Raw genomic sequence first — 25,487 nt, 5'->3', positions numbered from 1 at the left:
TGTGATACGACGTATCGTCGAGTAGCATGACGGTAAGTGCGCCGTGGGGGCATGTCAATTGCCGAGCGAAGGAGCAGCGGGATGCCGCCGACCCTCTTCAGTCCGATCGAGATCCGCGGGGTGCGCCTGCCGAACCGGGTGGTCGTGTCGCCGATGTGGCAGTACGCCGGCGTGGACGGCCGGCCGACGTCGACCCACACCGTCCACTACGGACGGTTGGCCGAAGGCGGCGCGGGGCTGGTCATCCAGGAAGGCACGACGGTGGACCGGCGCGGCCGGGGCACCGCGGGGGACCTCGGTCTGTGGGAGGACGACGTGGTTCCCCGCTACGCGCAGCTCGTGGAGGTCGTCAAGGCCGGTGGGGCCGTGCCGGGCATCCAGCTCATCCACGCCGGCCGCAAAGGGCGCCGGAACCCGCCGTGGATCCCCGGTACGCCACCGCCCTCCGCGGACTGGCCGTTGCTCGCGCCCAGCGCGATACCCCTCGGCCTCGAAGGGGCCGACACCCCCGTCGAAATGACGCTGCGCGACATCGAAGACACCGTGGTGGCCTTCGCCAACGCCGCTCGACGAGCCGACGAAGCCGGTTACGAAGTCGTTGAGCTACAAGCAGCTCATGGCTACTTGATCCACAGCTTCCTTTCCCCGCTGGCGAACCGGCGCGCCGACCGCTACGGCGGCTCCGCGGAGAACCGGTTCCGGTTCCTCGTCGAGATCGTCGATCGCATCCGGACGGTCTGGCCGGACGGCAAGGCGCTGTTCGTCCGCCTCTCGTGCGTCGATGTCGAGTGGACGATCGACCAGACCGTCGAGCTGGTGCGGGAACTGCGGGGCCACGGCGTCGACGTCATCGACTGCAGCTCCGGCGGGATCACCGGGCTGCCGTTCCCCGGCCTGAAAACCGACTACGGCTACCAGGTGCCCTACGCGCACCAGATCCGCGAGCGGACCGGGAGCAGGACGATGGCCGTCGGGCACATAGTCCACGCGGCACAGGCCCAATCCGTCATCGAGCACGGCCGGGCGGACCTGGTCGCGCTCGGACGAGAGCTGCTCTACAACCCGAACTGGCCGCTGGACGCCGCGCGCAAACTGGGCGTCCCCGATCCCTACGTCCGCGCCCCGGCGCGCATTGCGCACTGGCTCGGCAAACGGGAGCAGAGCTTCCCGGGATTCGTGCCGTCCACCGAGGGACGGGCCGTCCTGGGTGACCGAACCGGGTGAGGTTGCGGAACCGCGCGGAGCCGCGCAGGTGCTCGGGTCGGCCGTCGACCGCCTCCGTCGGGTCTTGTCAGAAGCCCGGGAGAGACACTCGCCGTCCTTCGGCGGCGGACCGGCCGATCGCGTCCAGGAGCCGGTGACGTTTGACGGCGTGGGTGAAGTCCGGGGCGGTCGCGGTGCCGTGGGTGAGATCGTTGCGGACCGCCGCGTAGGCGTGCGCCAAAGTGTGAATCGGTGTTCCGGCGAGCTGGGGGTAGTCGTCGTAGTCGTCGGGCAAGGTGAGCTCCGACAGCGGGGCGCGACCGCGTGAGCCGCGTACCGTGACGGGGCCGAGGTGCGGGTACCCGGTGGCGGCGGTGACCTCGAGGGTTCCGTCAGTGCCGTCGACGAGAAGGGAGAATCCGGGTCCCGACAGCGTTCCGCCGCGGTGGTGGGCGGAGAGAACGGCGCCGCCCGGCAACGTGCCCGAGACGGCGATCTGATCCTCGGCTGTCATCGGGACCGTCCGGCCGGTGCGGCCCAGAGGGACGAGCGGTCGCCGGACCGCTGTCGAAGCGACTACGTCCTGCAACTCACCGACGATCATGGACACCAGGTCGATGGCGTGCCCGAAGGCGATGGTGAGCATCGTGGCCCCGAGCGCGCGGTCGAGCGTGTACCGCATGCGCTCGGAGACGGGGGTACCCCACTCGACCGAGGACGCCAGCACCGTCGCGGACAGCACCTTTCCCACGTATCCGCCGGCGACGAGGTCGGCCAGCCAGCGGGCGGTGGGTGAGGAACGCCCTTGGAGCCCGATGAAGGTACGCGTCCCGCGGGCGGCTTGGTGCATTTCCTCGGCCTCGGCCAGATCGACGGCGAACGGCCACTCGCTGAGCACCGGTACTCCTGCCGCCAGCACGGGCAATATCAGCTCGCGATGCCTGGGCACTTTGACCGCGACGACGACCAGGTCAACGTTCTCGTCCTCGGCGAGCTGCTTGACCGAGGCGTAGCCGGGCACCCCGAACGCGGCGCCGGCAGCGACCGCCGAGGCTTCGGAACTCGCCGCCAGCGCGGTCAGTTCCAGGCCGTCGACGGCCGAAAGTGCCGGCAGGTGTGCTCCGGCCGCCCACCCTCCCGACGCGCTCAGGCCCACGATCCCGACACCGGTCGGCCGTCTTCCGGGTTCTCCCATCGCCTTCCTTCCGGACTCGTTCGTCGGATGAGGTGCCAGAGCGCTAGCCCGGCCAGGCGAGCAGCGCCGTGGCGACGATCGCATCGAGTTCGTCGGTCCCCAGGCCGTTCGCGGCCTGGACCGCGATGCCGAATCCCATCGTCATGATGAACCGGGCGAGACGCCTCGGATCGGCGTCCGGCCCGAGGTCGCCCTCGTCGACGGCGCGTCGGAAACGCTCCTCGAGCCGTACGCCCGCATCGTTGCGCCAGGCGAGGAGCACATCGTGTGCCGGGCGGCCCTGCTCGCTCAGTGCCAGTGCGCCCTGAACGGACAGGCAGCCGGCGGGGGCGCCGGGCGAGGTCGTGGTCCGGACGGCTCCGCGGAGGAACGCCTCGGCCACCCCGCGTGCCGTGGGCTCGTGCAGGGCGCGCGTCGCGTAGGAGGCCGGCCCCTCGGCGTAGCGCGCTACGGCCTTGCGGAAGAGCTGCTCCTTGTTGCCGAACGCGGCATACATGCTCGACTTGGTGATTCCCATGGCGCCGGTCAGGTCCGTCAGGCTCGTGCCGTCGTATCCCCGAGCCCAGAACACCTGCATGGCGCGCTCCAGCGCCTCGTCGACGTCGAACTCCCGGGGGCGACCGAACACTGTGCTCCGCGAACCACTCATGACGCAGACTTTAGTACCGATCGGTCTTGATGTGCTAGCGTTCTGTACCGATCGGAACTTAAAGCAGTCGACCTCACCGCGCCGATCACACCTTTAGGGGAAAACAATGAGAACGAGAATGACTGTCCTGGGCAGGGCAGTCCTTGCCGCCATCACCGCGGCCACCGCTGTCGTGGGGGCCGGCCTGGTCTCGGCCGATGCGGCCGTAACCCCAAGGCCGGAGTCGGCTGCCGCGCAGAGCGCCGCCACCCAGGCCGACGAATCGCCCAGCCGGCCGCCGGTCGGCTACCAGTCGAACTACGCGCAGGTGAACGGATTCCGGATGCACTACCTCCGCGGAGGCAGCGGCTCACCGGTCATTCTCCTGCACGGCTTTCCGCAGACGTCCGCCGAGTGGGAGCCGCAGCTTCAGGCGCTCGCCGAGAACCACACCGTGATCGCGGTCGACCTTCGCGGAACCGGTGACTCCTCGGTGCCGGGGACCGGCTACGACACGACACAGCTGGCTGACGACGTGCACACGCTGCTCGCCCACCTCGACCTCACCAAGGGCATCCAGATCGTGGCCCACGACATCGGCGCGTGGATCGCCTACCCGTACGCCGCGATGTGGCCCACCGAGGTCAGCAGGATGGTGGTGATGGAGGGGCCCATCCCCGACCGGTCCCTCTACACGTTCCCGGCCTTCCCGCCTGAGGGTGAGCTTTCGACGTGGCACCTCGGCTTCTTCCAGAAGGACTTCGCTCAGGATCTGGTCCGCGGGCACGAGCGTGACCTGGTCAGGGGTTTCATCGAGCAGTACCTGGCAGTGGACAACGCGTTCGACACCGGCGACTACGAGTTCTACGCCCGCTACCTCCGCGAGCCCGGCCGGTTCAGGGCGTGGATGGACATGTACCAAGCGCTGCACACCGACATCGCCCAGAACGAGAAATTCCGTGAAGCGGGGCTACTGAAGATGCCGGTCCTGGCCGTCGGTGGCGAAGAGGCGCTGAGCAGCGCCGTCGGTACCCAGTGGAAGGGCTACGCCTCGAACGTCGAGACCCGGGTGATGGCCGGCACCGGCCACTGGCTCACCGAAGAACGACCGCGGGAGCTCACCGCGCTGCTGCTCGAGTTTCTGCGCTGACTGGAGACGCTGACACCGACCTCTGAAGGACGGCTGGTGCGTCCAGGTGACGAAGCCGCACGTCTCCGCCGGAACGCGGCGGCAGCTCACCCGCCGAACCCCGGCGCTCACCGCGTTCCGGCGCAGGCGGCCGCTTCGGCCAGGTACCGCGCCACCGGTCCCAAGGTCAGCATTCCGCTCGCCGCGCCGGCGTGTTCGCCCGCGGCGTCGCGCAAGCTTTCCGCGGCGGCGGCCGCGATCCCGCGCTCGCCGAGACGGACCGCGGCGTGGGCGGTCAGGCACCACATCGCCTCCTGCAGGTGGTCGCGCGGTGGTTCGGGCGCGGCCGCGAGGGCGGCGCGGGCCTCTTCCCGCTTGCCTTGGGCGAGCGACACGTGGGGCTGGGTCCACGGGCGGTACGGACCCCAGTCGAGGTGCGGATCGGTGGGCGCGGCCCGGCCGTGCAGCAGGCGCAACCCCAGCAGTGCCAAGGGGAACAGGCCGCGGTGCAGTCCCGGCATGCCCGCCGTCCGCAGGGCGTCCTCGGCGGCGCGGTACTGCGCGGCGGCAGTGGCGGGGGCCGGGCCGCCGGGTTCCGTGCCGCGGGCGGCCGTCGCCCGGGCCCGGAACCACGCGGTGAGGACGGCGACCAAGGGCGACTCGGCGGTGGCGGCGAGCTGTTCGGCCGCCGCCGCGTGCGCGGCCGCGGTGTCGAGGTCGCCGGTGGCCGAGGCGGACTGCAGGCGGACGAGCCGGCCGAGCACGGCGAAGGCCGGCAGGTCGTGCCGCGTCGCCACGTCGAGGATTTCGGCGCCGGTCCGGTCGCGGACGGCCGCCAGCCCCGGGCGGGAAAAGGACTGCAGGAAAACCCCGTTGAGCGCGAACACCAGCAGTGCGGGATCGCCGACGCCGCGGGCCAGTGCTTCGGCCTCGTCCGCGGCTCGCCGCGCGCGTTCCCGCTCGGCGGCGGTGAGATCGCCGCTCCGGCTCTCCACGGCGACGGTCGCCAAGAGGCGGGCTCTCAGGTCGGGCGGACTGCCGGGGCCGAGCGAGGTGAGCGTGCGCTCGGCAGCCGCCACGACGGCGCGCGACTGCTCGAGGTCGTCGGCCCGGCTCCAGATCGCGGGCACGTCGTAGGCGCCGATGATCCGGGCCGTCAGCACGAGGTCGCCGGTGCGTTCGGCGGCCTGGATCGCGGTCAGGCGGTCACGCCGCGAGTGGACGAGGGCGTCGCCACCCGCCAGTGCGAGGGTGCGGGCCAAATCCACGGTCGTGCGCGGGCCGAACCGGGCACCGGAGGCGGGCCACGCGGTCCCGGCCCCGGTCAATATTTCGGCCTCCAGCCGCTGGAGTTCGGCGCCGGGGGCGAGCCCGAGCTGGTCGACGAGCATCGCGCGAGCGCGGCGGAGGGTCGCCAGCGCGTCGGCCTGCCGTCCGGCGCGGTGCAAGGCACGGGCCAGCAGCCCCCAAGCCGGCTCGCGCCACGGGTGTTCCGCGACGTGGGCGCCGAGTTCGGCCACGAGATCACCGCCCTCGCCCGCGTCGAGCAGCACGCGGGCGCGCAACTCCACGGCCGTCAGCCTCAGCTCTTCCAGCCGGGTTCGCTCGCGCTGGGCCCACGCGGAGTCCGGCACATCGGCGTAAGCGGTTCCCCGCCAAGCCGCCAGCGCCGCGCTGAGGTCGGTCACGGCGCCGGGAGCCCGCCGGGTTCGGTCCAGGGCGTCCTCGAACCGGTGGACGTCCACGTCCTCGCGCGGCAGGCGCAGTGCGTAGCCGGGGCCCTCGGTCACGATCACCCGGGGCGGGGTCCGCGGCGGCCGGCCGGGTTCGAGCGCGCGCCGCAGGGCGGCGACGAACGTGCGCAGCGCACCCACGGCGCGGGCGGGCGGGTCGGTCCACAGGTCGCCGACGAGCGTGTCGGTGGTGACCATCCGCCCCTCGGCCGCCACGAGCCGGGCGAGCACTTCGCGATGGCGCGGCCCGCCCAGGTCCACCGGGCTCCCGTCGTCGCCCAGCGCCCGCACGGCGCCCAGCACGTCGATTCGCATGCCCCCATCATCGGGGCCGCGCCCCGGCCACGCCCCTCGTACTGATCGGTTGCTGATCGGCGTCGCCGAAGCTGGCCGCATCAAGTCCTTTCAAGCAGAAAGACGGCCTTCCATGACGCTCACCATCCGCGGTTTCGACTACGTCCGCCTGCCCGGCGCCGACGGCGTGGAACTGGCGGCCGCCGTCGGCGGCAGCGGCGACCCGGTCGTGCTGCTGCACGGCTTCCCGCAGACCCACCTGATGTGGCGGCACGTCGCCGAGCGGCTCGCCGGCGAGCACACGGTGATCTGCCCCGATTTGCGCGGCTACGGCGCCAGCGACAAGCCGGCGGCCGACGACCGGAGCGTGTACGCCAAGCGCGCCATGGCCGCCGACGTGGTGAAACTGGCGGCGGCGCTCGGCCACGAGCGCTTCGCCCTCGTCGGGCACGACCGGGGTGCCCTGGTTGCCTTCCGGGCGGGCTTGGACCACCCCGAGTCGATCACCCACCTGGGCATCCTCGACGTGGTGCCGACGCTCGACATGTGGAACGTCCTGCACGGCGTCCCGGCGGCGGTCGGCTACCACCTCTTCCTCATGGCCCAGCCGCCCGGCCTGCCCGAGACGATGATCGCGGCCAGCGCGGACGCGTTCTTCGGCTCGTTCCTCGACGCGTGGGCCAACGACCCGTCGGCGATCCCGGCCGAGGTGCGCGCGGAGTACCTGCGGGCGAGCGCGGCCGCGGTGCCATCGATCGTCGCGGACTACCGGGCTTCGGCGGACATCGACGTCGACCACGACCAGGCCGACCTCGACGCCGGCTCGCAGCTGGCCATGCCGGTGACGGTCGTCCAGCAGGACTGGGGCGCGCAGCTGGGCTACGATGCCGCCGGCCTGTGGAAGGCGTGGGCGCCCGACCTCGACCACCGCCTGACCCGGGCCGGGCACTTCATGGCCGAGGAAGCACCCGGCGAGATCGCGACCGCGATCCGGGAGCTGCTGGCCCGCTGAGCGTCGTCGAGGCCCGGCGGATCGACTTCGATACCAGCCCCAGGCCCGGCCAGGACCAGGCACTCCTGGTCCTGGCCGCGACTCAGCCGGTTGGCAGGCGCTCCGGTTCAGATCTGGCCGCGCAGCATTCGCAGCAGGTGGTCCAGGACGCGCCCGCCACTGACGCGAAGCCCGTCGTGCTCGTGCTCGTTGGTCGCCCACAGTCGTAGGCCCTTGATGGTCTCGGCGGTCTGCAACGAGTAAGTGGCGTCGACGTACATGTCGTCGAGGTAGACGGCGGCGGCCACGGGGACTTCGTTCGCGGCCAAGCGCCGAGGATCGTAGAGGTCGGGCCAGTCCCCGCGGGCGAACAACACCTCGGCCGGCTCGCGCAGGGGCGCGAGACAGGGTTGGTCGAACAGGGACGGGTAGGTCGTCTCGCCGGTGAACAGCACCGGGTCGTCCCCGGCCACCGCCCTGCGCGCGTCGAACTGGGGGAACTCGCCGCGCACCCGCTGAGCCGCCCAGTTCGGCGCGCCGGTGCCGCGCTGGGCGTAGGTGAGTTCGAGCATGAGCGATTTCAGCGGCAGCTGGGCGTAGCTGAGAAAAGCCGCGACGCGGGCGAGGAAGCCGTCGGACAGCTCCGCGCCGGCCCAGGTGTCTTCGAAAAGGTAGTGCAGCACGTCCGCGCCGTCGCTCGTGCCGAGCATCATCCCGAGCGACTGGAAGGCTTCGACGGTGAGCAAGGATCCGTCCGGCATGGGTGCCGGACGCTCGATCAGGTGCGCGGCGATGCGGCGGACCGCGGCGACGTCCTGCGGGTACCGGCGGTAGTACGCGGTGTTCTTGCGCTGCACGCGCGGATAGGCGGCGCGGTAGACCTCGTCGGGGGTGACACCCAAACCGGGAAGACCGCCGGTGATCATCGCCTCGCGCAGGCCCTCGGGCGCGAACGAGAGGTAGGTGACGGTGCACATGCCGCCGAAGCTCTGGCCGAGCACCGACCAGGGTTCGCCGGTCAGTTCGCGCCTGATCAGTTCGGCGTCGCGGACGATGGCGTCGGCTCGGAAATGGGTGAGGTAGCCGGCTTGCGCGCCGGGCCCGCCACGGGCCGGGAGCGTTTGCCGGCTGATCGGACTGGAGCGGCCCGTGCCGCGCTGGTCGAGCAGCAGAACGCGGTAATCGTCGAGTGCGCGGTCCAGCCAGGAGTCCCGGCCGACCGGACGCGGCGGCAGCATGCCGGGGCCGCCCTGCAAGAACAGCAGCCAGGGAAGCCGCTCGTGCTCGCGTCCGGTGGCCACCACCTCGCGGGCGTAGATCTCGATGTGCTCGCCATCCGGCTGATCATGGTCGAGGGGGACGGAGAAGTGATGGTCGGTCAGCGTGACACCGGGCATGGAAGGGCTCCTTTGTGTGGCAACGGAGTGAGGATGCTGATGGCGTTGGCCGCGATGATCACCGCGATGCTCGACCAGGCGGCGACGTCGAGCTTCTGTCCCAGGACGAGTACGCCGACGGCCGCGGCGAACACCGGGTTGACGCTCATGAACAACCCGAACGCCGCGGCGGGAACGCGGCGGAGCGCGAACAAGTCCGCGAGGAACGGCAATGCGGAGGACAGGAGCCCGGCCGCGACGGCCGCACCGACCGCGCCGGCGGAAGGGGGGTGGTGGACCACGACGCCGGCTCCGATGGGCAGGTAGACCACGGCGGACAGCCCCGCCGCGGCGGCCGTGCCCTGTGCGCCGGGGATGCGCTGCCCGATGGAACGGTTGAGCAGGATGTAAGCGGCCCAGCAGGCAGCGGCGAGCAGAGCGAGCCCCATGCCCGGGTAATCGGCGCTGGGGCGTGGACGCATCAAGACGACGACTCCTGCCACGGCGAGTACGGCACAGCCCAGATCCACGCGTCTGCGCGAGCCGGCCAGCGCGATCGTGACGGGACCGAGGAACTCCAGGGTCACCGCCAGGCCGAGACCGATCCGGTCGATCGCGGTGTAGAGCGACAGGTTCACCACACCGAAGACGGCCGCGAGCAGCAGCACCGGCCCCCACTGGCGCCGCGTGAAGGACCGAAGGCGGGGCCGGACGAGGATGAGCAGCACCACCGCCGCGACGCACTGGCGGACCGCGACGACGCCGACCGGTCCGAGCACCGGGAAGGCCAGCGACCCGATCGCGGCGCCGAGCTGGGTCGAAAGACCGCTGGTGAGCATCATGCCGACCCCGGCTAGGGGCACGGCGCGATGCTTCGCGGGCAAGACGGCGCGGCCTGCCGGGCGATCGGATTCTGCTTGCACGCATCGATCCTGCGGCGCACTGAACCGTGTGCAAAATGCAGGGAACGCGCGAGCTATACGATTTGGTTATGGATGTCGAGCTGCGCCAGCTGCGCTGCCTCGTCGCGATCGTGGACGAGGGCACGTTCACCGACGCCGCGATCGCGCTCGGCATCTCCCAGGCGGCGGTCTCTCGCACACTCGCAGCGCTGGAGAAGCGCCTCGGAGTCCGGCTACTGCGACGTACGTCCCGCGAAACCTCGCCGACGGCGATCGGACTCCGCGTCGTGGCGCACGCCCGGCGCGTGCTGACCGAGGTCGAGAACCTGGTGCGGGAAGCGACGTCGGACCATGCCGAGCTGCGTATCGGCCACGCCTGGTCGGCGCTCGGCCGACTCACACCCGCCTTTCAGGACCGGTGGCGGGAAGCGCACCCGGAAACGCTGCTGCACCTGCTTCGCCTCAACTCCCCGAGCGCCGGCCTGGCTGAGGGCACCGCGGAGCTCGCGGTCCTGCGCAGGCCGCTGGAGGACCCTCGCTTCGAGAGCGCTGTCGTCGGACAGGAACCGCGCTGGTGCGCGCTGGCCGCCTCCGACCCCTTGGCGCGGCGTCGCTCGGTGTACCTGGCCGATCTCGGCAGCCGCGTCCTGCTCGTCGACCAGCGCACGGGAACGACGACCGCGGATTTGTGGCCCGCGAACGCGCGGCCCGCGACGCAGGAGAGCCGCGACATCGAAGACTGGCTCACGATCATCGGCACCGGCCGCTGCGTGGGGGTCACAGCGCAGTCCGTCGTCGACCACTATCCGAGGCCCGGCATCGTCTACCGGCCGGTGCGCGACGCCGAACCTGTCGATGTACGACTTGCCTGGTGGCGCGCCGACCCTCACCCCGCCACTCGCAGCGTGCTCGAGCTCCTTACCGAGCTTTACCGCACATGACCGGTCGAGTGCGGTTCGAACATGCAGAACTCCTGTGCGCCGGTTCTGCAGCCGCGGCTCGGTCACCGCACGCGTTGCCGTCTGGGACGGTGAACCCGAAACGGTGGCCGGTGGCCTGCGGTGTCCCCGGCTCGAATGCCCCACCGGACTGCTCGTCCTACCTCTGGCACGCCTGTCCTGTCGTGGACGAAGACACCCGGTGGGTCACGACGTCCCGCCGGCCGGCGAAGTCTTCCGGCGCTGCGGCCGGGCGGCTGTGGAACTCCCGCCGGACCGCGCGCACGTCGTTCGCCCGGCCCGGGCGAGGGTGAGGGCCGGGCCCGGCCTTCGGCCGTGCGCTACGGCGAGGAAGGGTGTAGTGGTCCGTTCGGTACACGCCCGAACCGGCTTCCCGGTTGCCGTTGCCGGTGCCCGGAATGTTCCGAGCTGCCGGAGTCCCCGGCACCGGTCGTAAGTTGGCCGGGACAGTTCGAAGAGGGGGGAAGTACATGATCACGGGCAGATTCGCCCGGTCGGCTCGCGCTGCCGGCGCGCTGAGCGCGGCATTCACGATCGCCGGCGCCGCCGCCGCGGCGCCCGCCTTCGCGGAAACCGGGCCGGACCTCAAGATCACGGCCACCGTCGAGCAGGGACGTTGGCTGCCGGGGGACGCCGTCCCGGTCGAAGTGACCATCACCAACACCGGTGACGCGACGGCGACCAAGGTGCACGGTGCCGCCTACACGCAGTCCGGGCCGTTCTTCTACGTCCCGTCGGAACCTTGGGGCGACCTGGAGTTCCAGGGCCCGGGCGGGACCTTCGCGCCGGGGGAGAGCCGGACCTACCACCTGCGGGGCAGCGTCGGCACCCTCGAGCAGGGCAACCCGGTCGTGGAGTTCACCGCGTCCGGCGAGCTGGACGTCGACTACGCCGACAACTCGACGCTGGTCACCGTGCCCCTGCTGCCGAAGGAGACCACCGACCGCATCGCCGGGCACCTCTTCGGCGACCGCGACCGCGACGGCAAGCCGTCCGCGGGTGAAGTGAACCTCGCCGGCGCCGAGGCGCACGTGATCGCGAACGGGATGTCCCACGACCTGGTCGCGATCACCGACGCCGCCGGCCGGTTCGCCTTCGACGCGCTGCCGGTGTCGTCGAGCTACTCCCTGCACTTCGAAAAGGTGCCCGGCGGCTGGGTGACCCCGCCGTCCCTGCCCCAGCTGCGGCTGGACGGCAGCGGCGCGAACACCGCGCTCGAGGTCGCGACGATCCGGCCGCTGAGCGACGTCCTGACCGAAACCATCACCCTCGACAAGCAGAGCTACGCCGTCGGGGAGACCGGGACGGCGACGGTCACGCTGCAGAACACCGGCGACCAGCCGCTGACCGACCTCTACGCGGGCTGCGACCCGGGCGGGTTCGGGCAGGAACTGGACGTGCCGCACGAGCAGTGGGGCGCCTTCGACCCCTGGCACCCGGCGGGCAAGCTGGCGCCGGGGGAGCGCGTGGTGCTGAAGGTTTCGGGCAAGGTGCCGGAGCGGGCCGCCTACTTCGGCCGCACCGGGCTCGGCTGCTACATCGACGACGGCAAGACCTACAACTCCGGCCCGTACACGTTCGCCGGGGCCAAGGTGCCGGGGAAGAAGGCGAACGCCAAGGGCCGCGTGTGGATCGACAAGAACGGCAACGGGCAGCCGGACGCCGACGAAGGCCTGGCGATGACGACGGTGGCCCTGACGGAGGACGGCCGTCACGTCGTCTCACTGGCCCGGACCGACGCCGCGGGCTTCGCGACGTTCACCGATGCCCCGGTGGGGAGTTACGACGCACGCCCGCTCGGCCCCTGGACGACGATCGGCAACACGGTCGTGGACGTCACGGCCCCGCCGTTCGGCCTGGGTGACTGGAGCGTGCAGGTGGCCCGGCGCTGACGGCGTCAGGACCGGCGTCCTCGAGAGGGGCGTCGGTCCTGACGCCGCGTGGCACTGTTCAGGGCTCGATCACCAGTTCGGCGATCCGATCGTCGTCCAAGGTGAACCGGAACCGCAGGTCGGCGACCCCGCCGGGGAAATCGCCCTCGAGGTGGTGCACCGCGACGTAGTGTTCGTCGTCGATGCGGTGGGCCGCGACGAGTGTCGTCGTGTACGTGTACTGGCTTGCCGTCCGGGTGAGCCAGGTGCGGATCTCCTGCTTGCCGCGGTGGGTCCGGCCCTCGTCGGTGACGACAGCGTCCTCGGTGTAGCCAGCCAGCGCCGGGTCCAGGTCGCGGGCTTGGTGGGCGGCCAGGTAGCCGGTGATCACCGCGGGCAGCTCGTGGAGGTCGATCGATTCACTCATGACCACCACGGTGGGGTCTCTCCCGGGGAGAGGGTCAAGCGGTGCACAGTGGGGAGGTGTTCCGTGGATTGACGATCGGCGAGTTCGCGAAGCTGACGCACCTGAGTGTGCGGACCCTGCGCCGGTACCACGAGTCCGGGCTGCTGGAGCCCGCCTCGGTCGACCCCGCCAGCGGCTACCGGTACTACACCGCCGACCAAATCCCCGCCGCGCAGGTCATCCACCGGCTGCGGGAGCTGGACGTGCCGCTGGCGGACGTGGCCAAGATCCTCGCGACCGAGGACGCGGCGGAGCGAGCGGACCTGGCCGGCGGGCACTTGCGGCGGTTGGAGGCGGAACTGGACCGGACCCGGGCCGCGGTGGTCTCGCTGCGGCGGCTGCTGCGTCCCGGCGGCGGCGAGCCGGCCGTCGAGCTCCGTTCGGTGGCGGCGAAGACGGTCGCCGCCGTCGAGGGTGTCGTCGACCACGATGACGTGCCGGCCTGGTACGACGAGGCGATGGCCGAACTCGACGCCGCGGTCGCCGGCCTGCCGTCGCTCGGCCCACCGGGTGGCCGCTACGCCAACGAGCTGTTCACCGGTGGCCGGGGCGCGGTCCTGGTCCACCGGCCCGTCGGCGACCCGCCGTCGCGCGGGCGGGTCCGGCCCGTGGCATTGCCGGCCGCCGAGCTCGCCGTCGTCGTCCATTCCGGACCCCACGACGACATCGACGTCACCTACGGCCGGCTCGGCGCCTGGGTGGTCGACCACGCCCTCACCGTGGCCGGTCCCGTCCACGAGACCTACCTCGCCGGCCCGCGCGACGACCCGGATCCGGCGACCTGGCGGACCGAGATCGGCTGGCCCGTGTTCCGGCTCTCGCCCCCATCGGGGCGCCGCCCGGCGCGCGACGGCGGCGACCCAGCGCGCCCCTGTTAAGCGCTCGCCGGGAGAAGCGTTACGCCCCGGCGTTCCGGTAACGCGCCGGTGTTCCGGGCGAAACCGTCCGGAAATGGCTCGCCGGTGCACTGATCGGCATGAACTTCGAGCTCGACGGCCTGCACCGGCCGGTGATCGTGGTCGGCGGTGGCCAGGCGGGACTGTCGATGTCCCACTGCCTGACCACTGCCGGGGTCGGGCACCTGGTGCTCGAACGCGAGCGCGCGGGGCACGAATGGCGGACCCGCCGCTGGGACAGTTTCTGCCTGGTCACGCCGAACTGGCAATGCCGGCTGCCCGGGTTCCCCTACGCGGGCGACGATCCGGACGGGTTCATGGTCCGCGACGAGATCGTCGCCTACCTCGAGGCGTACGTGCGGGAGTTCGACGTCCCGCTGCACGAGGGTGTCGAAGCGACGCGGCTGCGGCAGCTGCCCGGCGGCGGTTTCCGGCTGACGACGTCGGCCGGTGAGCTGACCGCCGACCACGTCGTGCTGGCCACCGGCCCGTACCAGGTGCCGTTGAAGCCGCGGCTGGCCGAGCGGCTGCCCGAGCACGTCGTCCAGCTGCACTCGGCCGAGTACCGCAACCCCGCTCAGCTGCCCGCCGGGGACGTCCTGGTCGTGGGCACCGGGCAGTCGGGCTGCCAGATCGCCGAAGACCTGCACCTGGCCGGGCGCCGGGTGCACCTCGCCGTCGGGTCGGCGCCGCGGGTGGCCCGGCGCTACCGCGGCCGCGACGTCGTCGCGTGGCTCGACGAGATGGGTTACTACGCCCGGGGGATCGACGAGTTCGCCGACGCGGACGCCGTCCGGTTCCGGGCCAACCACTACGTCACCGGCCGGGACGGCGGGCACGACATCGACCTGCGGGCGTTCGCCGCGGACGGCATGCAGCTCTACGGCAGGCTGACCAGCGTCCGAAGTGGACAGCTGGAGTTCGCGGACGACCTGCGTCGCAACCTCGACGCCGCGGACGCCGTGTCCGAGGGCATCAAGGACTCGATCGACGCCTTCATCGCCCAGCGCGGGATCGCGGCGCCCCGGGAGGAGCGGTACAAACCGGTCTGGGTGCCGCCGGACGGGCCTCGCGCTCTCGACGCGGAAGCGCTTTCGGCCGTTGTCTGGAGCACCGGGTTCGGCCGGGACCACCGGTGGATCGACGTCCCGGTGTTCGACGGCAAGGGCTACCCGACGCACCACCGCGGCGTGACCAGCTGTCCCGGTCTGTACTTCCTCGGCCTGCCGTGGCAGCACACCTGGGGCTCCGGCCGGTTCTGCGGCGTCGCCGCCGACGCGGAGTACCTCGCCCGGCGGATCACCGGCGGCGGCCGCGGCGACGTCCGGTGGCTCTCCGGCACGCCGGTGAGCACCTACCCGGCCGACGACGACTGGGTCGCGCCCCGGACGGTGGCCTGATGAAGTGGACGAACGACGCCCACCGGCACCTGGGCGTGCTGCCGGCGTACCCGTTCTACGGCGGGCCGCCGGTCGCCCCCGCGATCGGCAGCCGCGCGACGATCGGCGAGCTGCTGTCCGATATGGACCGTGAAGGCACCGAATGCGCCCTGGTGATCCCGAACTACGGCGTGCCGGACCCGGCGATCGCGTTCTCTTTCAACGAACTCTGCGTCGAGGCGGCGGCCAAGGACGACCGGATCAGTGCCGCGCTGTGGGTGTCTCCACGAGCCGAAGACGCCGATCGCACCGGAGAAGCGCTGAAACTGGCGGGTGCGGAAGGCGTGCGGGCACTGAAGCTCAGCTTCCTGCTGGGCGGCAAGGCATCCGACGCCGCGTGCAAGCCACAGCTCGACAAGATCTTCGCCACGGCGAGGGAGCACGACCTCGTCGTGCACGTCCACACCTCGCCGGGCGCGGCCTCGGACGTCGACGAGGTCGGCAAGCTCGTCGACGCCTACGCCGACGACGTCAAGCTGCACCTCGTCCACTTCGGCGGCGGGATGAGCGGGCACATCAAGCTCGTCGGCGGCCGGTTCTTCGACTGGATCGCCGCCGGCAAGCAGGTCTACACCGACCTGTCCTGGGCGATCGGCTTCACCCCGCGCTGGCTCGTCGAGGAGATCTCGCGCCGCGGCCTCGGCCACGACCGCGTGCTGTTCGCCTCCGACCAGCCGTGGGGCGATCACGAGGGCGAACTCGCGAAGCTGGCCGCCGCGGCCGGCGACGGCGAACTCGCCGACCTGGTTTTCCGCGGCACGTTCGACGTGCTGTACGGACCGAAGAAAGGGAAATAGACCGATGGCAGAGCTGACCGAAACCGAGAAGACCAGCCTCGACGAGATCCCGCACCCGTCGCTGCCCCAGGGCTCCAGCCTGTACGGCGGGACCAAGGTCTTCCCGGACTACCAGGCCGAACCCGGCCAGAGCTACTTCACGCTCGTGCACGGCATCGCGCACGAGTCGTCGGTGAGCTTCGTGGCGATCCTGCAGGCGACGCGCGCGCTGCGGAAGGGCTTCGAGGCCGCGATCTACTTCTACGGCCCCGGTTCGCTGAACTGCCTGGCCACCCGCGGCTTCCCGACCACCGGCAACGCCGCGTTCCCGGGTGAGCTGAACATCAACGACCAGCTCAAGACGTTCATCTCCGAGGGCGGCAAGGCCTACTGCTGCCGGTTCGGGCTGTCGCTGCACGGCGCCCGCGAGGAGGACCTCATCGAGGGCGTCATCCCGACCCACCCCCTCGATGTGCAGGACGCGCTGATCCACTACGCGCGCAAGGGCGCAATCATCAACTCCACCTACATGTTCTAGGGAGCGGTACGTGCGCGTTGGCATCGAAGAGGAGCTGGACACCCGCGCCGACATCGCCGTCCGCGGGGTGCGCGTGGACGCACCTGTGCAGCGCAGCAAGGGCGCCGGGCCGAGCGACGACGGCCACCTGGTCGTCGACGGTGCCAACGCCACGCTGCCGCTGAACCCCGACAGCCCGTACGAGGTCCGGGACGGCCGGATCCACCGCGGGACGACCGACCTCGGCCTCAGCGTGACGCCGGTGGCGCGGCCCCGGTTCTACGACCTGTCCACAACGGACGGTGTGCCGTACCGGAAGATCGCGCTGCTGCACGGCAAGGACGTCCTCGCGACGACCGTCGTGCAGACGTGCGTCCGGTACGCCGAGGACCAGCGCTGCCGGTTCTGCACCATCGAGGAGTCGCTGCGGGCCGGGTCCACGGTGGCTGCCAAGACCCCGCAGCAGCTCGCCGAAGTCGCCGAAGCGGCCGTGCGCCTCGACGGCGTCCGGCAGATGGTGATGACGACCGGCACCACGGCCGGGCCCGATCGCGGCGCCCGGCACCTCGTGCGCTGCGTCCGCGCGGTGCTCGACGCCGTGCCCGGACTGCCGATCCAGGTGCAGATCGAACCGCCGGGCGACCTCGGCGTGCTCACCGAACTACGGGACGCCGGAGCCACGTCGATCGGCATCCACGTCGAGTCGCTCGACGACGACGTCCGGCGGCGCTGGATGCCGGGCAAGTCGACCGTGCCGCTGGCCGAGTACGAGGCCGCATGGACGGAGGCGGTCCGGGTGTTCGGCCGCAACCGCGTCTCGACGTACCTGCTGATCGGGCTCGGCGAGGACCCGGACGATCTGGTCGCGGGCGCCGGACGGCTGATCGGCGCCGGTGTCTACCCGTTCGTCGTGCCGATGCGCCCGATGCTCGGCACCCTGGCCCGCCGCGACGGGGCCACCGCGCCGTCGCCGGGGCTGGTCGCCGACGTCACCGGCCGGGTCGCGGCGTTGCTGCGGGCGGCCGGGATGACCGGCGCCGACCAGGGCGCCGGTTGTGCCGCGTGCGGCGCCTGCGGCCTGCTGAGCGCGGCGGGGGGCTGACGTGGACCACGACATCCTCGCGCTGCTCGGCGACGTCCGCAGCGTCGCCGACCGCCCGGCGTTCCACCTCGACGAAGCCGACCACAGTGGACGGACGGCCTACCGGGCCCTGCGCCACGAGGCCTTCGTGACCCGGCAGGGCCTGTTCGACGGGCACGACCTCGACGACCACGACACCGACCCGCGCACGGTCGTACTGGTCGCGCGAAACCCCGCCGCGGACGTGCTCGGCGGCGTCCGGCTCGGCCCGGTGACCGACGGGCCCGACCTCGGCTGGTGGCGGGGCGGGCGCCTGGTCGTCGCCCCCGGCGCGCCGCCCGGGATCGGCTCGGCCCTGGTCCGCGCGGCCTGCGCGCGAGCCGAGGCCGAAGGCGCGCTGCGGTTCGAAGCGACCGTGCAGACCCGCACCGAGAAGCTGTTCACCCGGCTCGGCTGGCACCGGGTGCGGCCGGTGACCGTCGCCGGCCACGACCACGTCCTGATGAGGTGGCCGATCGGGCGGATCGCCGCGCTGGCCCGCTCGACGAAGGCCGCCCTCGGCCCGCTGCTGCGCGGCCTGACCGGCGTGCCCGGCTTCGTCGGCGACGACGGCGTCCCGCTGCCCGGCACCGACGTCGTCGCCGCCTGCGACGCGATCATCCCGGCCATGGTCGAACGCGACCCGGAATGGGCGGGCTGGTGCTCGGTGCTGGTCAACCTCAACGACCTGGCCGCGATGGGGGCCATGCCGACCGGGTTGCTCGACGCGCTGGGCGCCCGGGACGCCTCCTTCGCCGCCCGTGTCCTGAGTGGACTGCGGAAGGCGAGCGAGGCCTACGGTGTGCCGGTGCTCGGCGGGCACACCCAGTTCGGTGTCCCGGCTTCGCTGTCGGTCACCGCATTGGGCCGCACCGCCGATCCGGTGCCCGGAGGTGGTGGGAAACCGGGGCAGCGCGTCTGGCTCACCGCCGACCTCGGCGGCGGCTGGCGACCCGGGTACGGGGGACGTCAGTGGGACTCGACGAGCACTCGCGGCACGTCCGAGCTGCGCGCACTGCTCGGTTCGGTCGCGAAAGCGCGGCCGGCGGCGGCCAAGGACGTCTCGATGGCCGGGATCGCGGGCACACTCGGCATGCTCGCCGAGGCGTCCGGCTGCGGCGCGGTGCTCGACGTCGAGCGCGTGCCGCGGCCGCCTGGAGCGTCCACAGGGGACTGGCTGACCTGTTTTCCGGGCTTCGCGATGCTCACCGCCGGCGCCCCGGCCCCCGCCGGGCCCGCGGTCACCGCGGCCTGCGGCGAGCTGGTGACGGGCACCGGCGTCGCGCTGCGCTGGCCCGACGGCGAACTGACGACCGCCGTCGACGGCGGCGTCACCGGATTGGGGAACTCATGACGACACTGCGGATGGCGGCGGCGGCCGCGCCGTTCGACCGTGACCTCGAAGCCGACTTCGCCCGCATCGAGAAGCTGATCGGCGAGGCGAGAGCCGAGGGCGTCCGGCTGCTGGCCCTGCCGGAGGCCGCGCTCGGCGGCTACCTCGCCAACCTCGACGGCGGCGCCGAAGGACCGCCCGCGCTGGCCGCCGACGGTCCCGAAATCCGGCGGCTGGCCGCGCTCGCCGGCGACCTCGTCGTCACGGCGGGGTACTGCGAGCTGGACGGGGACCGCCGCTACAACTCCGCGGTGTGCGTCAGCGGCGACGGCGTCCTCGGCCACCACCGCAAGGTCCACCAGCCCCTCGCCGAAAACGCCAGCTACGGCGCCGGCCGCGGGTTCGCCGCGTTCGACACGCCGGCCGGGCGGCTGGGCATGCTGATCTGCTACGACAAGGCGTTCCCCGAATCCGCGCGAGCGCTGGCACTGGACGGCGCCGAGATCGTCGTCTGCATGAGCGCCTGGCCCGGCAGCCGCACCCACGCGGCACCCGATCTCGAGCAGGACCGCTGGAAGCGCCGCTTCGACCTGTTCGACCGGGCCCGCGCGCTGGAGAACCAGATCGTCTGGCTCTCGGCCAACCAAACCGGCACCTTCGGCGACCTGCGGTTCGTCGCGAGCGCCAAGGTCGTCGACCCCGGCGGCGAGGTGCTCGCCGACACGGGCGTGGCCGAAGGCATGGCGATCGCCGAACTCGACGTCCAGCAGGCGCTGGCCACGGCCCGGCGGTCGATGGGACACCTGGCGGACAGACGGCCCGACGCCTACCCGGTTAGTGTCCCGTGAATGGGGCAGATCCGCATCGCCGCCGTCGCCGCGCACTTCGGCCGCGACCTCGACTTCGACCTGCAGCGCATCGCGACGCTGATCGACCACGCGCGCTCGTCCGGCGTCGCGCTGCTGGTGCTGCCGGACGCGGCCCTCGGCGGGTACCTCGCCGACCTGCGCCATCCGGACCCCGACGCGCTGCCGCCCGCGCTCGACCCGGACTGCCCGCAGCTGAAGACCATCGCCTCGCTCGCCGCGGAAATGGTCGTCTGCGTGGGCTACTGCGAGGCCGACGGGCCACGGCGCTACAACTCCGCGGTGTGCGTGACCGGTGACGGCGTGCTCGGCCGGCACCGCAAGGTCCACCAGCCGCCGGGGGAGCAGGTCGCCTACGCACCCGGTGCCGAGTTCGCCGCGTTCGACACCCCGGTCGGGCGGCTGGGCATGTTGATCGACTACGACAAGACGTTCCCCGAGTCGGCGCGCTCGCTCGCCGTCGACGGCGCCGACGTCGTCGCCTGCCTGAGCGCGTGGCCGACCAGCATCACCAACCGCGCGCCGCGGATGGCGCAGGACCGGCAGTCGCGGTTGTTCGACCTCTACGACCAGGCGCGCGCGGCGGAGAACCAGGTGGTGCTCGTCTCGTCCAACCAGACCGGCGCGATGGGCGGGATGCGGTTCCTCGGCCAGGCCAAGGTCGTCGGGCCGGGTGGGGAGATCCTGGCCCGCACCTGGTCGAAGGCCGGGATCGCGGTGGCCGAGCTCGACGTCGAGCAGGAGCTCGCCAACGCCCGGCGCGTGCTGCACCACCTGGGGGAACGGAAACCGTCGGTGTACCGGGAGGCTTGATGCGCATCGCCCTGCTGAGCTACTCCACGAAACCCCGCGGCGGCGTGGTGCACACGCTCGCCTTGGCCGAGGCCCTCGCCGAGCTGGGCGAGGACGTCACGGTGTGGACGCTCGGCCGGGGCGGCGACGCGGGGTTCTTCCGGCCGGTCGACCCGCGGGTGCGGCTTTCGATCGTGCCCTTCCCGGACGTCCCCGGCGAATCGGTGGGAGAGCGGATCCTGCGGTCGATCGCGGTGCTGCGCGCGGCGTTCACCCCGGACGCCTACGACATCGTGCACGCGCAGGACTGCATCAGCGCGAACGCCGTCGACCGCTGCGTCCGGACGATCCACCACCTGGACACCTTCACCACCCCGGAACTGGCGGCCTGCCACGAGCGCGCGATCATCCGGCCGTACGCGCACATCTGCGTTTCGGCGTCGGTGGCGGCGGAAGTCCGCGCCGGCTGGGGTATCGAGGCGGCGGTGATCCCCAACGGCGTCGACCACGACCGGTTCGCGACGGCCGCCCGGGAGCCGGAGCGGGGCCGGTACGTCCTGGCGGTGGGCGGCATCGAGCCGCGGAAGGGATCGTTGGACCTGCTGGAGGCGTACGCGCTGCTGGTCCGGGACGAACCCGGTGTCCGCCTGGTGATCGCGGGCGGGGAAACGTTGTTCGACTACCGCGACTACCGGACCCGCTGGGAGAAGCGCGCCGCCGAACTGGGTGTGGAGCCGGAAGTCCTCGGGCCGGTCGCGCACGACGAGCTGCCGGCGCTGGTGGCGTCCGCCGCGGTCTTCGCCTTCCCGTCCACGAAGGAGGGTTTCGGGCTGGCCGCGATGGAGGCGTTGGCCGCCGGAGTGCCGGTGGTCACCCGGGATCTGCCGGTGCTGCGCGAGGTGTTCGGCGCAGTGGCGCGCTTCGCCACCACCCCGGCCGGTTTCGCCCACGAGTTCCGCGCTGCCCTCGCCGGCGCCGACCCGGCGCCCGGCCGATCCCTGTCGCGCCGGTACACGTGGACAGCCGCGGCGAAGCAGCACCAGACGTTCTACCGGTCTCGGGTGGAGCCGAACGCGCCCGGCGGCTGCCACCTGGGACGCATCCACCATCCGGGGTGACCTCGTCCTGACCGCTGACCGGAGCGGCCATCGAGTCGGCGCGCCGCGGACCTGCACGCCTTACGGTGAGCCGCTGACCACGGCGGGAAACACCGACAAGGACAACGTTCCGGACAACCAGCCGGGCGACGAGGATCTCGCGGGCACCGTTGCTCTGGAGCTGGCAGGATGTGGTGCAGGGGAGTCGTGCTCGTCGGAAGCGCGTTCCTTTGCCGGCCCGAGGATTGGACGCAATTGGGACGCTCGTCGGTGTTCACCTTCCAGTACATCGCCATCGACACGGAGGCTGGTGTCACGCCGGAGGAGTTCGAGACCTTCGTGCGTGGTGAAGGCGTGCACCTGCCCTTGTACCCGGGGTGGCGGTGGACTCTGCTGCGCGGGTTGCGTGGGGAGCGGACCGGGCAGTACCTGATGTTGTACGAGATCGACAGCGCCGAGCAACGCGACCGCTACGTCACGGCCCGGGGTGAGCAGACCGAGCCGGCCCGGCAGTTCTGGGCGAGGCACCCGGAGGCGGAGGTGGTGTTGGCGCGGTGGCGGCGGCTGGGGACGTTCGGCGAGCTGCCGACGTTGTTCACCGACTACCGGCTGCTGGCCGACAATCCGCGGAGCACGGTCACGCCGGGCCCTCGCTACCGCGACCGCCCGGGGGAGGAGCCCGTCGCCCGGGTCGTCGGGATTCACAACCTGGCGTTGCGCGCCGGGGCGACCGAGGAGATGTTCGACCGCTTCATCGCCGAGAACCACCACCGGATCGACGATTACCCGGGCTGGCGGTTCCACGTGCTCAAGGGCGAGCGGGGCAACCGTCTCGACCAGTACGTGATGATGATGGAGATCGCGAGCTTGGAGGCGCTGGACGTCTTCTACCCCGAGCCCGATATCGCTACCGGCGTGGCCGCGGAGTTCGCGGCTGCCCACCGCGACACCAAGCAGATGTACGAGGAGTGGAAGCAGCTGGCCTCGTTTTCGGGCTCGCCGCAGATCTACACGGACTACCTCGCCGTCGCGGAGAACCCGGCGTAGCTCCGCACGACCGGGACGGGCGCGGACGCAGAGCCCGATCAGCGTCCGGCTGGGCGACTTGGATCGGATCTGCGCCGCACTGGACTGCACGGTCGGCCGCGGGGTTGCCACAGCCGGAACATGGCTGGAGCCGACGTGATTCCTCCCCGCCCCGGGGCCGGCCGGGTCCGGGCCGTGACCGCGCACGGCGTCGGCCACGGCGCGCGGCGCGGCCGCGCCGGCCGGATGCCCGAACCGAACCGCGCGGCGTTTGCGGCCGCGTCCGTGAGTGGCGAACCCGGCCGCGCCTGGACGACCGCGACCCTGGCCGCTGCAGCCCGGGTCTCGCGCGCCACGCTGTCGCGGCGCTTCCCCGGCCGCGCTCGGTCGGACACCCGGCGCCTACCTCACGGCATGGCGTATCGATCTCGCCGCCGCACGGCTGCGCGACACCGATGACACGGTCGAAGCCGTTGCCGCCGCCGTCGGGTACACCTCACCGCACGCGTTCAGCCGCGCCTTCCGGCGAGCTCGCGGCTCGGCTCCGAGCGAGTTCCGCTTCCGCACCACCGTGCGCGGCTGGGGACCTCGGCCGCCGGATCCCGGCGTAACGATCACCCGCCGGGACGGTGCTCAGCCGGCGGCTGGACCCCTCACGTGGCGGCGATCGCGACGGGGGTGAGCGCGGCGAGGTAGCGCACCTCGCCGTGGTTCCGCGACACCGCCTCCACCGCGAACAGCACTTCGTCAGCGGCGGGGCGCGGGAGCCTCACGGGACGAGCAGGCGGGGCGGACCGGCCAGGGCGGCCTTGGCACGGCGGCTCAGGTCGTCGGCGACGATCTCCACCTGACCGTTCTCGAGCCCGTCGAGCGCGATCTCGACGAACTCGGCCGGCGGCATCTTCGCCACGTCCAGGGCGGCGGTCAGGTCGGTGTCGACCATGCCCACGTGCACGCCGACGACGAGCGTGCCCTGCGCGTCCAGCTCCATACGCACGCCGTTGGTCAAGTTCCACTGCGCCGCCTTGCTCACCGCGTAGGAACTGCTTCCCGGGTAGCAGAACCAGGAGGCCGCCGAGAGGATGTTGACGATCGCCCCGCCACCGTTGCGGGCCAGGATCGGAGCGAACGCGCGGACCATCGAGAGCGTCCCGAACACGTTCGTCTCGATCTCGGCGCGGATCCGGTCGACATCGCCGTCGGCGAGGTTCCGCGCCTGGGCGACCCCGGCGTTGTTGACCAGCAGCGTGACGTCGCCGGCCAGCGCAGCGGCCGCGGCAACCGACTTCGGGTCGGTGATGTCCAGCGATACCGGCTCGACGCCCGGCATCGTCACGCGCCGCGTACCGGGCGCCCGCGTACACCTTTGACGCCCCTCGCACGCGGAAGCTCCGGGCGAACTGCTCTCCGATGCCACGGTTCGCCCCCGTCACGACCGCCACCGAGTTTTCGATGTTCAACTGCTTCTCCAGCTGTCGGGCCGATGTCTCCTTCCGAAGGTAGGAACTTCGCACGTGCGTGACGATGATCGGCGGCGTCGATGATGTGTCCGGCTGCCTCACCCACGTGAGCCACGTCGCGTATCGCCTCCAGCCGACCGCTGAGGCTGCGCCCGCGGGCCACGGATTGGGAGAAGCAGGCGCTGGACTACATCGGCATGCTGCGGGCCACCGTCGCCGCCGACCCCACCCATCCCCGCGCCACCGCGATCGTCGGCGAGCTGAGCATCCGCAGCGCCGAGTTCCGGCGGTTGTGGGCCCGCCACGACGTTCGCGAGTCGGTGAGCGGCACCAAGACCTTCCGGGTGCCCGCGGTGGGCGACATCCTGCTGGACTGGGACACCTACCGCTACCCGGCAACCCCGGACCGGTCATGGTGGTGTTCACCGCCGAACCGGGCGGCCCCGACGCGGACCGGCTGCGGCTCCTGGCGTCGCTGCACGCGGGGCAAGGGGGTCGCCCCACCTGATCGGCCGTCACGCCGCGAGCGTCCGGATCAGCCGCGCCAGGTCCTTCGGCCGCGAAGCGAACGGCGAGTGGCTGCTCTCGAGCGAGCCGACCCGGAAGCGGTGGGCCGGGGCGAACCGGTCGGCGTCGTCGATCATCCGTCGTTGGAGCGCCGGGGTGACGACCCGGTCCTGCGTCGTCAGCACGTACGAGCGCGGGATCGAACCCCACCGTTGCCGGGTCGCGCCGACCTCGGCCGCCGCGATCCGGGTGGGGTTGTCCGGGACCAGACCGTTGGCGAAGGCCAGGAACCGCTCTTCGCCGACGTCGCCGTAGAAGGTCCGGTGCAGCAGGGCGCGGTAGCCGGCGTCGGTGCTGCGGAAGTTGATCCGGGTCGCCCCGATCGCCGCCGGGTCGCCGACGTAGAGGTCCGGGTAGCGGGGCCCGGCCTCGGGCAGGCGGAGGTAGGCGGCGGCCGACCCCAGCAGCGTGGGCACGAGGGCCGCGACGTAGACGAGGTGGTCGACCAGGCCGGGAGCCTGTTCCGCGGCCCTGGTCACCGTGAGCCCGCCGAGGCTGTGCGCGACCAGGACGAGCCTGCGCCCGGTACCGCGCAGCCGCCGGAGAGCGGCCACGACGGCGTCGGCGGTGTCGTCCAGCGTGAGGTCCCGCAGCGGGGACACTTCGGTCGTGAGCCCCTGCTGCCCGGCGGTCGGGTACGACACCGGGAAGCGGGCGTTCGGGCCCGCGCCCGGCAGGTCGAGGGCGCTGACGCGCCCGCCCGCCGCCGTGAGCTCGAAGCTCACGTCCGCCCAGGAGGCACCGCTGTGCCACGCCCCGTGCACCAGGACGAAGTCCGTCTCGGCTGTCTTCCCGTGACCCGGTGGCGGCCCGAATCCGGCCATCAGTGCGCTCCCGAGGATCGTGCGCCG

Annotated in this window: 24 protein-coding genes and 1 pseudogene; 17 read left to right on the top strand and 8 right to left on the bottom strand. The window is 72.0% G+C overall.

The features are described 5' to 3' along the window. Positions 1 to 81: 81 nt before the first annotated feature. Entirely contained in the window at positions 82 to 1,224 is a 1,143-nt protein-coding gene (locus ABFJ78_RS42310; protein WP_436393074.1) for an NADH:flavin oxidoreductase/NADH oxidase, read from the top strand. Positions 1,225 to 1,291: 67 nt separating this feature from the next. Here ABFJ78_RS42310 and ABFJ78_RS42305 read toward each other — a convergent pair whose 3' ends face one another. Together ABFJ78_RS42305 and ABFJ78_RS42300 are read right to left on the bottom strand one after the other, a co-directional pair. Continuing rightward, positions 1,292 to 2,398 (bottom strand): Gfo/Idh/MocA family protein, encoded by a 1,107-nt coding sequence (locus ABFJ78_RS42305; RefSeq protein ID WP_436393073.1) that lies wholly within the window; start codon positions 2,396 to 2,398, stop codon positions 1,292 to 1,294. A 43-nt stretch (positions 2,399 to 2,441) separates the two neighbouring features. Further along, entirely contained in the window at positions 2,442 to 3,047 is a 606-nt protein-coding gene (locus ABFJ78_RS42300; RefSeq protein WP_436393072.1) for a TetR/AcrR family transcriptional regulator, read from the bottom strand. A 118-nt stretch (positions 3,048 to 3,165) separates the two neighbouring features. Here ABFJ78_RS42300 and ABFJ78_RS42295 point away from each other — a divergent pair, with 118 nt between their 5' ends. Next, the gene (locus ABFJ78_RS42295) at positions 3,166 to 4,176 is read left to right on the top strand and encodes an alpha/beta fold hydrolase (protein ID WP_436393071.1); all 1,011 of its coding nucleotides are present in this window, start codon (positions 3,166 to 3,168) and stop codon (positions 4,174 to 4,176) included. A gap of 107 nt (positions 4,177 to 4,283) precedes the next feature. On the opposite strand, the gene ABFJ78_RS42290 is transcribed toward ABFJ78_RS42295, so the two are convergent. Beyond that, positions 4,284 to 6,203, bottom strand: a complete 1,920-nt coding sequence (locus ABFJ78_RS42290; protein WP_436393070.1) for a BTAD domain-containing putative transcriptional regulator — start codon at positions 6,201 to 6,203, stop codon at positions 4,284 to 4,286. A gap of 112 nt (positions 6,204 to 6,315) precedes the next feature. Between ABFJ78_RS42290 and ABFJ78_RS42285 the strand changes: the two genes are divergently transcribed. Next, on the top strand, positions 6,316 to 7,194 hold the full coding sequence (locus ABFJ78_RS42285; protein ID WP_436393069.1) for an alpha/beta fold hydrolase: 879 nt from the start codon (positions 6,316 to 6,318) through the stop codon (positions 7,192 to 7,194). A 107-nt stretch (positions 7,195 to 7,301) separates the two neighbouring features. On the opposite strand, the gene ABFJ78_RS42280 is transcribed toward ABFJ78_RS42285, so the two are convergent. Both ABFJ78_RS42280 and ABFJ78_RS42275 read right to left on the bottom strand, forming a co-directional pair. After that, positions 7,302 to 8,570, bottom strand: coding sequence for an alpha/beta fold hydrolase (locus ABFJ78_RS42280; protein WP_436393068.1), 1,269 nt, complete (start codon positions 8,568 to 8,570; stop codon positions 7,302 to 7,304). Further along, positions 8,552 to 9,412, bottom strand: a complete 861-nt coding sequence (locus ABFJ78_RS42275; protein WP_436393067.1) for an EamA family transporter — start codon at positions 9,410 to 9,412, stop codon at positions 8,552 to 8,554. Before ABFJ78_RS42275 ends, ABFJ78_RS42280 begins: the two co-directional genes overlap by 19 nt. Before the next feature lie 128 nt (positions 9,413 to 9,540). Here ABFJ78_RS42275 and ABFJ78_RS42270 point away from each other — a divergent pair, with 128 nt between their 5' ends. Then, entirely contained in the window at positions 9,541 to 10,392 is an 852-nt protein-coding gene (locus ABFJ78_RS42270; protein ID WP_436393066.1) for a LysR family transcriptional regulator, read from the top strand. Between the two features lie 488 nt (positions 10,393 to 10,880). Beyond that, positions 10,881 to 12,302, top strand: a complete 1,422-nt coding sequence (locus ABFJ78_RS42265) for a hypothetical protein (RefSeq protein WP_436393065.1) — start codon at positions 10,881 to 10,883, stop codon at positions 12,300 to 12,302. A gap of 58 nt (positions 12,303 to 12,360) precedes the next feature. Here ABFJ78_RS42265 and ABFJ78_RS42260 read toward each other — a convergent pair whose 3' ends face one another. Beyond that, positions 12,361 to 12,708 carry a nuclear transport factor 2 family protein gene (locus tag ABFJ78_RS42260; RefSeq protein WP_436393064.1) on the bottom strand — a complete coding sequence of 116 codons (348 nt, stop codon included), beginning with the start codon at positions 12,706 to 12,708 and terminating at the stop codon, positions 12,361 to 12,363. Positions 12,709 to 12,764: 56 nt separating this feature from the next. On the opposite strand from ABFJ78_RS42260, the gene ABFJ78_RS42255 reads away from it, so the two are divergent. The 11 genes from ABFJ78_RS42255 (at position 12,765) to ABFJ78_RS42205 (ending at position 23,291) form a co-directional block, all read left to right on the top strand. Next, entirely contained in the window at positions 12,765 to 13,625 is an 861-nt protein-coding gene (locus ABFJ78_RS42255) for a MerR family transcriptional regulator (protein WP_436393063.1), read from the top strand. 98 nt (positions 13,626 to 13,723) lie between these two features. Continuing rightward, on the top strand, positions 13,724 to 15,043 hold the full coding sequence (locus tag ABFJ78_RS42250; RefSeq protein WP_436393062.1) for an MSMEG_0569 family flavin-dependent oxidoreductase: 1,320 nt from the start codon (positions 13,724 to 13,726) through the stop codon (positions 15,041 to 15,043). Beyond that, positions 15,043 to 15,879: an amidohydrolase family protein gene (locus tag ABFJ78_RS42245; protein ID WP_436393061.1), complete on the top strand. Its 837-nt coding sequence runs from the start codon at positions 15,043 to 15,045 to the stop codon at positions 15,877 to 15,879. Before ABFJ78_RS42250 ends, ABFJ78_RS42245 begins: the two co-directional genes overlap by 1 nt. Before the next feature lie 4 nt (positions 15,880 to 15,883). After that, a complete protein-coding gene (locus tag ABFJ78_RS42240; RefSeq protein WP_086864132.1) occupies positions 15,884 to 16,396 on the top strand; it encodes an MSMEG_0572/Sll0783 family nitrogen starvation response protein in 513 nt (170 codons plus the stop codon). Between the two features lie 10 nt (positions 16,397 to 16,406). After that, the gene (locus tag ABFJ78_RS42235) at positions 16,407 to 17,477 is read left to right on the top strand and encodes an MSMEG_0568 family radical SAM protein (protein WP_436393060.1); all 1,071 of its coding nucleotides are present in this window, start codon (positions 16,407 to 16,409) and stop codon (positions 17,475 to 17,477) included. 1 nt (position 17,478) lies between these two features. Next, positions 17,479 to 18,849 (top strand): MSMEG_0567/sll0787 family protein, encoded by a 1,371-nt coding sequence (locus tag ABFJ78_RS42230; protein WP_436393059.1) that lies wholly within the window; start codon positions 17,479 to 17,481, stop codon positions 18,847 to 18,849. Next, entirely contained in the window at positions 18,846 to 19,676 is an 831-nt protein-coding gene (locus ABFJ78_RS42225; RefSeq protein ID WP_436393058.1) for a carbon-nitrogen hydrolase family protein, read from the top strand. Before ABFJ78_RS42230 ends, ABFJ78_RS42225 begins: the two co-directional genes overlap by 4 nt. Then, positions 19,677 to 20,507 carry a carbon-nitrogen hydrolase family protein gene (locus tag ABFJ78_RS42220; protein WP_372665914.1) on the top strand — a complete coding sequence of 277 codons (831 nt, stop codon included), beginning with the start codon at positions 19,677 to 19,679 and terminating at the stop codon, positions 20,505 to 20,507. It begins immediately after the preceding gene. Continuing rightward, positions 20,507 to 21,604 carry an MSMEG_0565 family glycosyltransferase gene (locus ABFJ78_RS42215; RefSeq protein WP_436393057.1) on the top strand — a complete coding sequence of 366 codons (1,098 nt, stop codon included), beginning with the start codon at positions 20,507 to 20,509 and terminating at the stop codon, positions 21,602 to 21,604. Before ABFJ78_RS42220 ends, ABFJ78_RS42215 begins: the two co-directional genes overlap by 1 nt. A gap of 186 nt (positions 21,605 to 21,790) precedes the next feature. Continuing rightward, the gene (locus tag ABFJ78_RS42210) at positions 21,791 to 22,630 is read left to right on the top strand and encodes a hypothetical protein (RefSeq protein WP_436393056.1); all 840 of its coding nucleotides are present in this window, start codon (positions 21,791 to 21,793) and stop codon (positions 22,628 to 22,630) included. A gap of 268 nt (positions 22,631 to 22,898) precedes the next feature. Then, the gene (locus ABFJ78_RS42205; protein ID WP_436393055.1) at positions 22,899 to 23,291 is read left to right on the top strand and encodes a helix-turn-helix transcriptional regulator; all 393 of its coding nucleotides are present in this window, start codon (positions 22,899 to 22,901) and stop codon (positions 23,289 to 23,291) included. Positions 23,292 to 23,378: 87 nt separating this feature from the next. On the opposite strand, the gene ABFJ78_RS42200 is transcribed toward ABFJ78_RS42205, so the two are convergent. Continuing rightward, positions 23,379 to 23,939: an SDR family NAD(P)-dependent oxidoreductase gene (locus ABFJ78_RS42200; protein WP_436393222.1), complete on the bottom strand. Its 561-nt coding sequence runs from the start codon at positions 23,937 to 23,939 to the stop codon at positions 23,379 to 23,381. 327 nt (positions 23,940 to 24,266) lie between these two features. Here ABFJ78_RS42200 and ABFJ78_RS42195 point away from each other — a divergent pair. Continuing rightward, positions 24,267 to 24,419, top strand: a pseudogene (locus ABFJ78_RS42195) (MmyB family transcriptional regulator); the annotation flags it as partial. 165 nt (positions 24,420 to 24,584) lie between these two features. On the opposite strand, the gene ABFJ78_RS42190 reads toward ABFJ78_RS42195, so the two are convergent. Further along, a complete protein-coding gene (locus tag ABFJ78_RS42190; protein WP_436393054.1) occupies positions 24,585 to 25,460 on the bottom strand; it encodes an alpha/beta fold hydrolase in 876 nt (291 codons plus the stop codon). Between the last annotated feature and the right edge of the window lie 27 nt (positions 25,461 to 25,487).

Origin of the sequence: Amycolatopsis sp. MEPSY49, assembly GCF_051337345.1 — a bacterium.
Taxonomy (GTDB): Bacteria; Actinomycetota; Actinomycetes; order Mycobacteriales; family Pseudonocardiaceae; genus Amycolatopsis.
The sequence above is the reverse complement of the archived record's forward strand: the minus strand, read 5'-3'. Positions and strand labels throughout refer to the sequence as shown.

What these genes read in the sequence shown, in the direction of transcription:
- ABFJ78_RS42310 (WP_436393074.1), top strand. Translation starts at nt 82, where the DNA reads ATGCCGCCGACCCTCTTCAGTCCGATCGAGATCCGCGGGGTGCGCCTG.
- ABFJ78_RS42305 (WP_436393073.1), bottom strand. Translation starts at nt 2,398, where the DNA reads ATGGGAGAACCCGGAAGACGGCCGACCGGTGTCGGGATCGTGGGCCTG.
- ABFJ78_RS42300 (WP_436393072.1), bottom strand. Translation starts at nt 3,047, where the DNA reads ATGAGTGGTTCGCGGAGCACAGTGTTCGGTCGCCCCCGGGAGTTCGAC.
- ABFJ78_RS42295 (WP_436393071.1), top strand. Translation starts at nt 3,166, where the DNA reads ATGACTGTCCTGGGCAGGGCAGTCCTTGCCGCCATCACCGCGGCCACC.
- ABFJ78_RS42290 (WP_436393070.1), bottom strand. Translation starts at nt 6,203, where the DNA reads ATGCGAATCGACGTGCTGGGCGCCGTGCGGGCGCTGGGCGACGACGGG.
- ABFJ78_RS42285 (WP_436393069.1), top strand. Translation starts at nt 6,316, where the DNA reads ATGACGCTCACCATCCGCGGTTTCGACTACGTCCGCCTGCCCGGCGCC.
- ABFJ78_RS42280 (WP_436393068.1), bottom strand. Translation starts at nt 8,570, where the DNA reads ATGCCCGGTGTCACGCTGACCGACCATCACTTCTCCGTCCCCCTCGAC.
- ABFJ78_RS42270 (WP_436393066.1), top strand. Translation starts at nt 9,541, where the DNA reads ATGGATGTCGAGCTGCGCCAGCTGCGCTGCCTCGTCGCGATCGTGGAC.
- ABFJ78_RS42265 (WP_436393065.1), top strand. Translation starts at nt 10,881, where the DNA reads ATGATCACGGGCAGATTCGCCCGGTCGGCTCGCGCTGCCGGCGCGCTG.
- ABFJ78_RS42260 (WP_436393064.1), bottom strand. Translation starts at nt 12,708, where the DNA reads ATGAGTGAATCGATCGACCTCCACGAGCTGCCCGCGGTGATCACCGGC.
- ABFJ78_RS42250 (WP_436393062.1), top strand. Translation starts at nt 13,724, where the DNA reads ATGAACTTCGAGCTCGACGGCCTGCACCGGCCGGTGATCGTGGTCGGC.
- ABFJ78_RS42245 (WP_436393061.1), top strand. Translation starts at nt 15,043, where the DNA reads ATGAAGTGGACGAACGACGCCCACCGGCACCTGGGCGTGCTGCCGGCG.
- ABFJ78_RS42240 (WP_086864132.1), top strand. Translation starts at nt 15,884, where the DNA reads ATGGCAGAGCTGACCGAAACCGAGAAGACCAGCCTCGACGAGATCCCG.
- ABFJ78_RS42225 (WP_436393058.1), top strand. Translation starts at nt 18,846, where the DNA reads ATGACGACACTGCGGATGGCGGCGGCGGCCGCGCCGTTCGACCGTGAC.
- ABFJ78_RS42220 (WP_372665914.1), top strand. Translation starts at nt 19,677, where the DNA reads ATGGGGCAGATCCGCATCGCCGCCGTCGCCGCGCACTTCGGCCGCGAC.
- ABFJ78_RS42215 (WP_436393057.1), top strand. Translation starts at nt 20,507, where the DNA reads ATGCGCATCGCCCTGCTGAGCTACTCCACGAAACCCCGCGGCGGCGTG.
- ABFJ78_RS42200 (WP_436393222.1), bottom strand. Translation starts at nt 23,939, where the DNA reads ATGCCGGGCGTCGAGCCGGTATCGCTGGACATCACCGACCCGAAGTCG.
- ABFJ78_RS42190 (WP_436393054.1), bottom strand. Translation starts at nt 25,460, where the DNA reads ATGGCCGGATTCGGGCCGCCACCGGGTCACGGGAAGACAGCCGAGACG.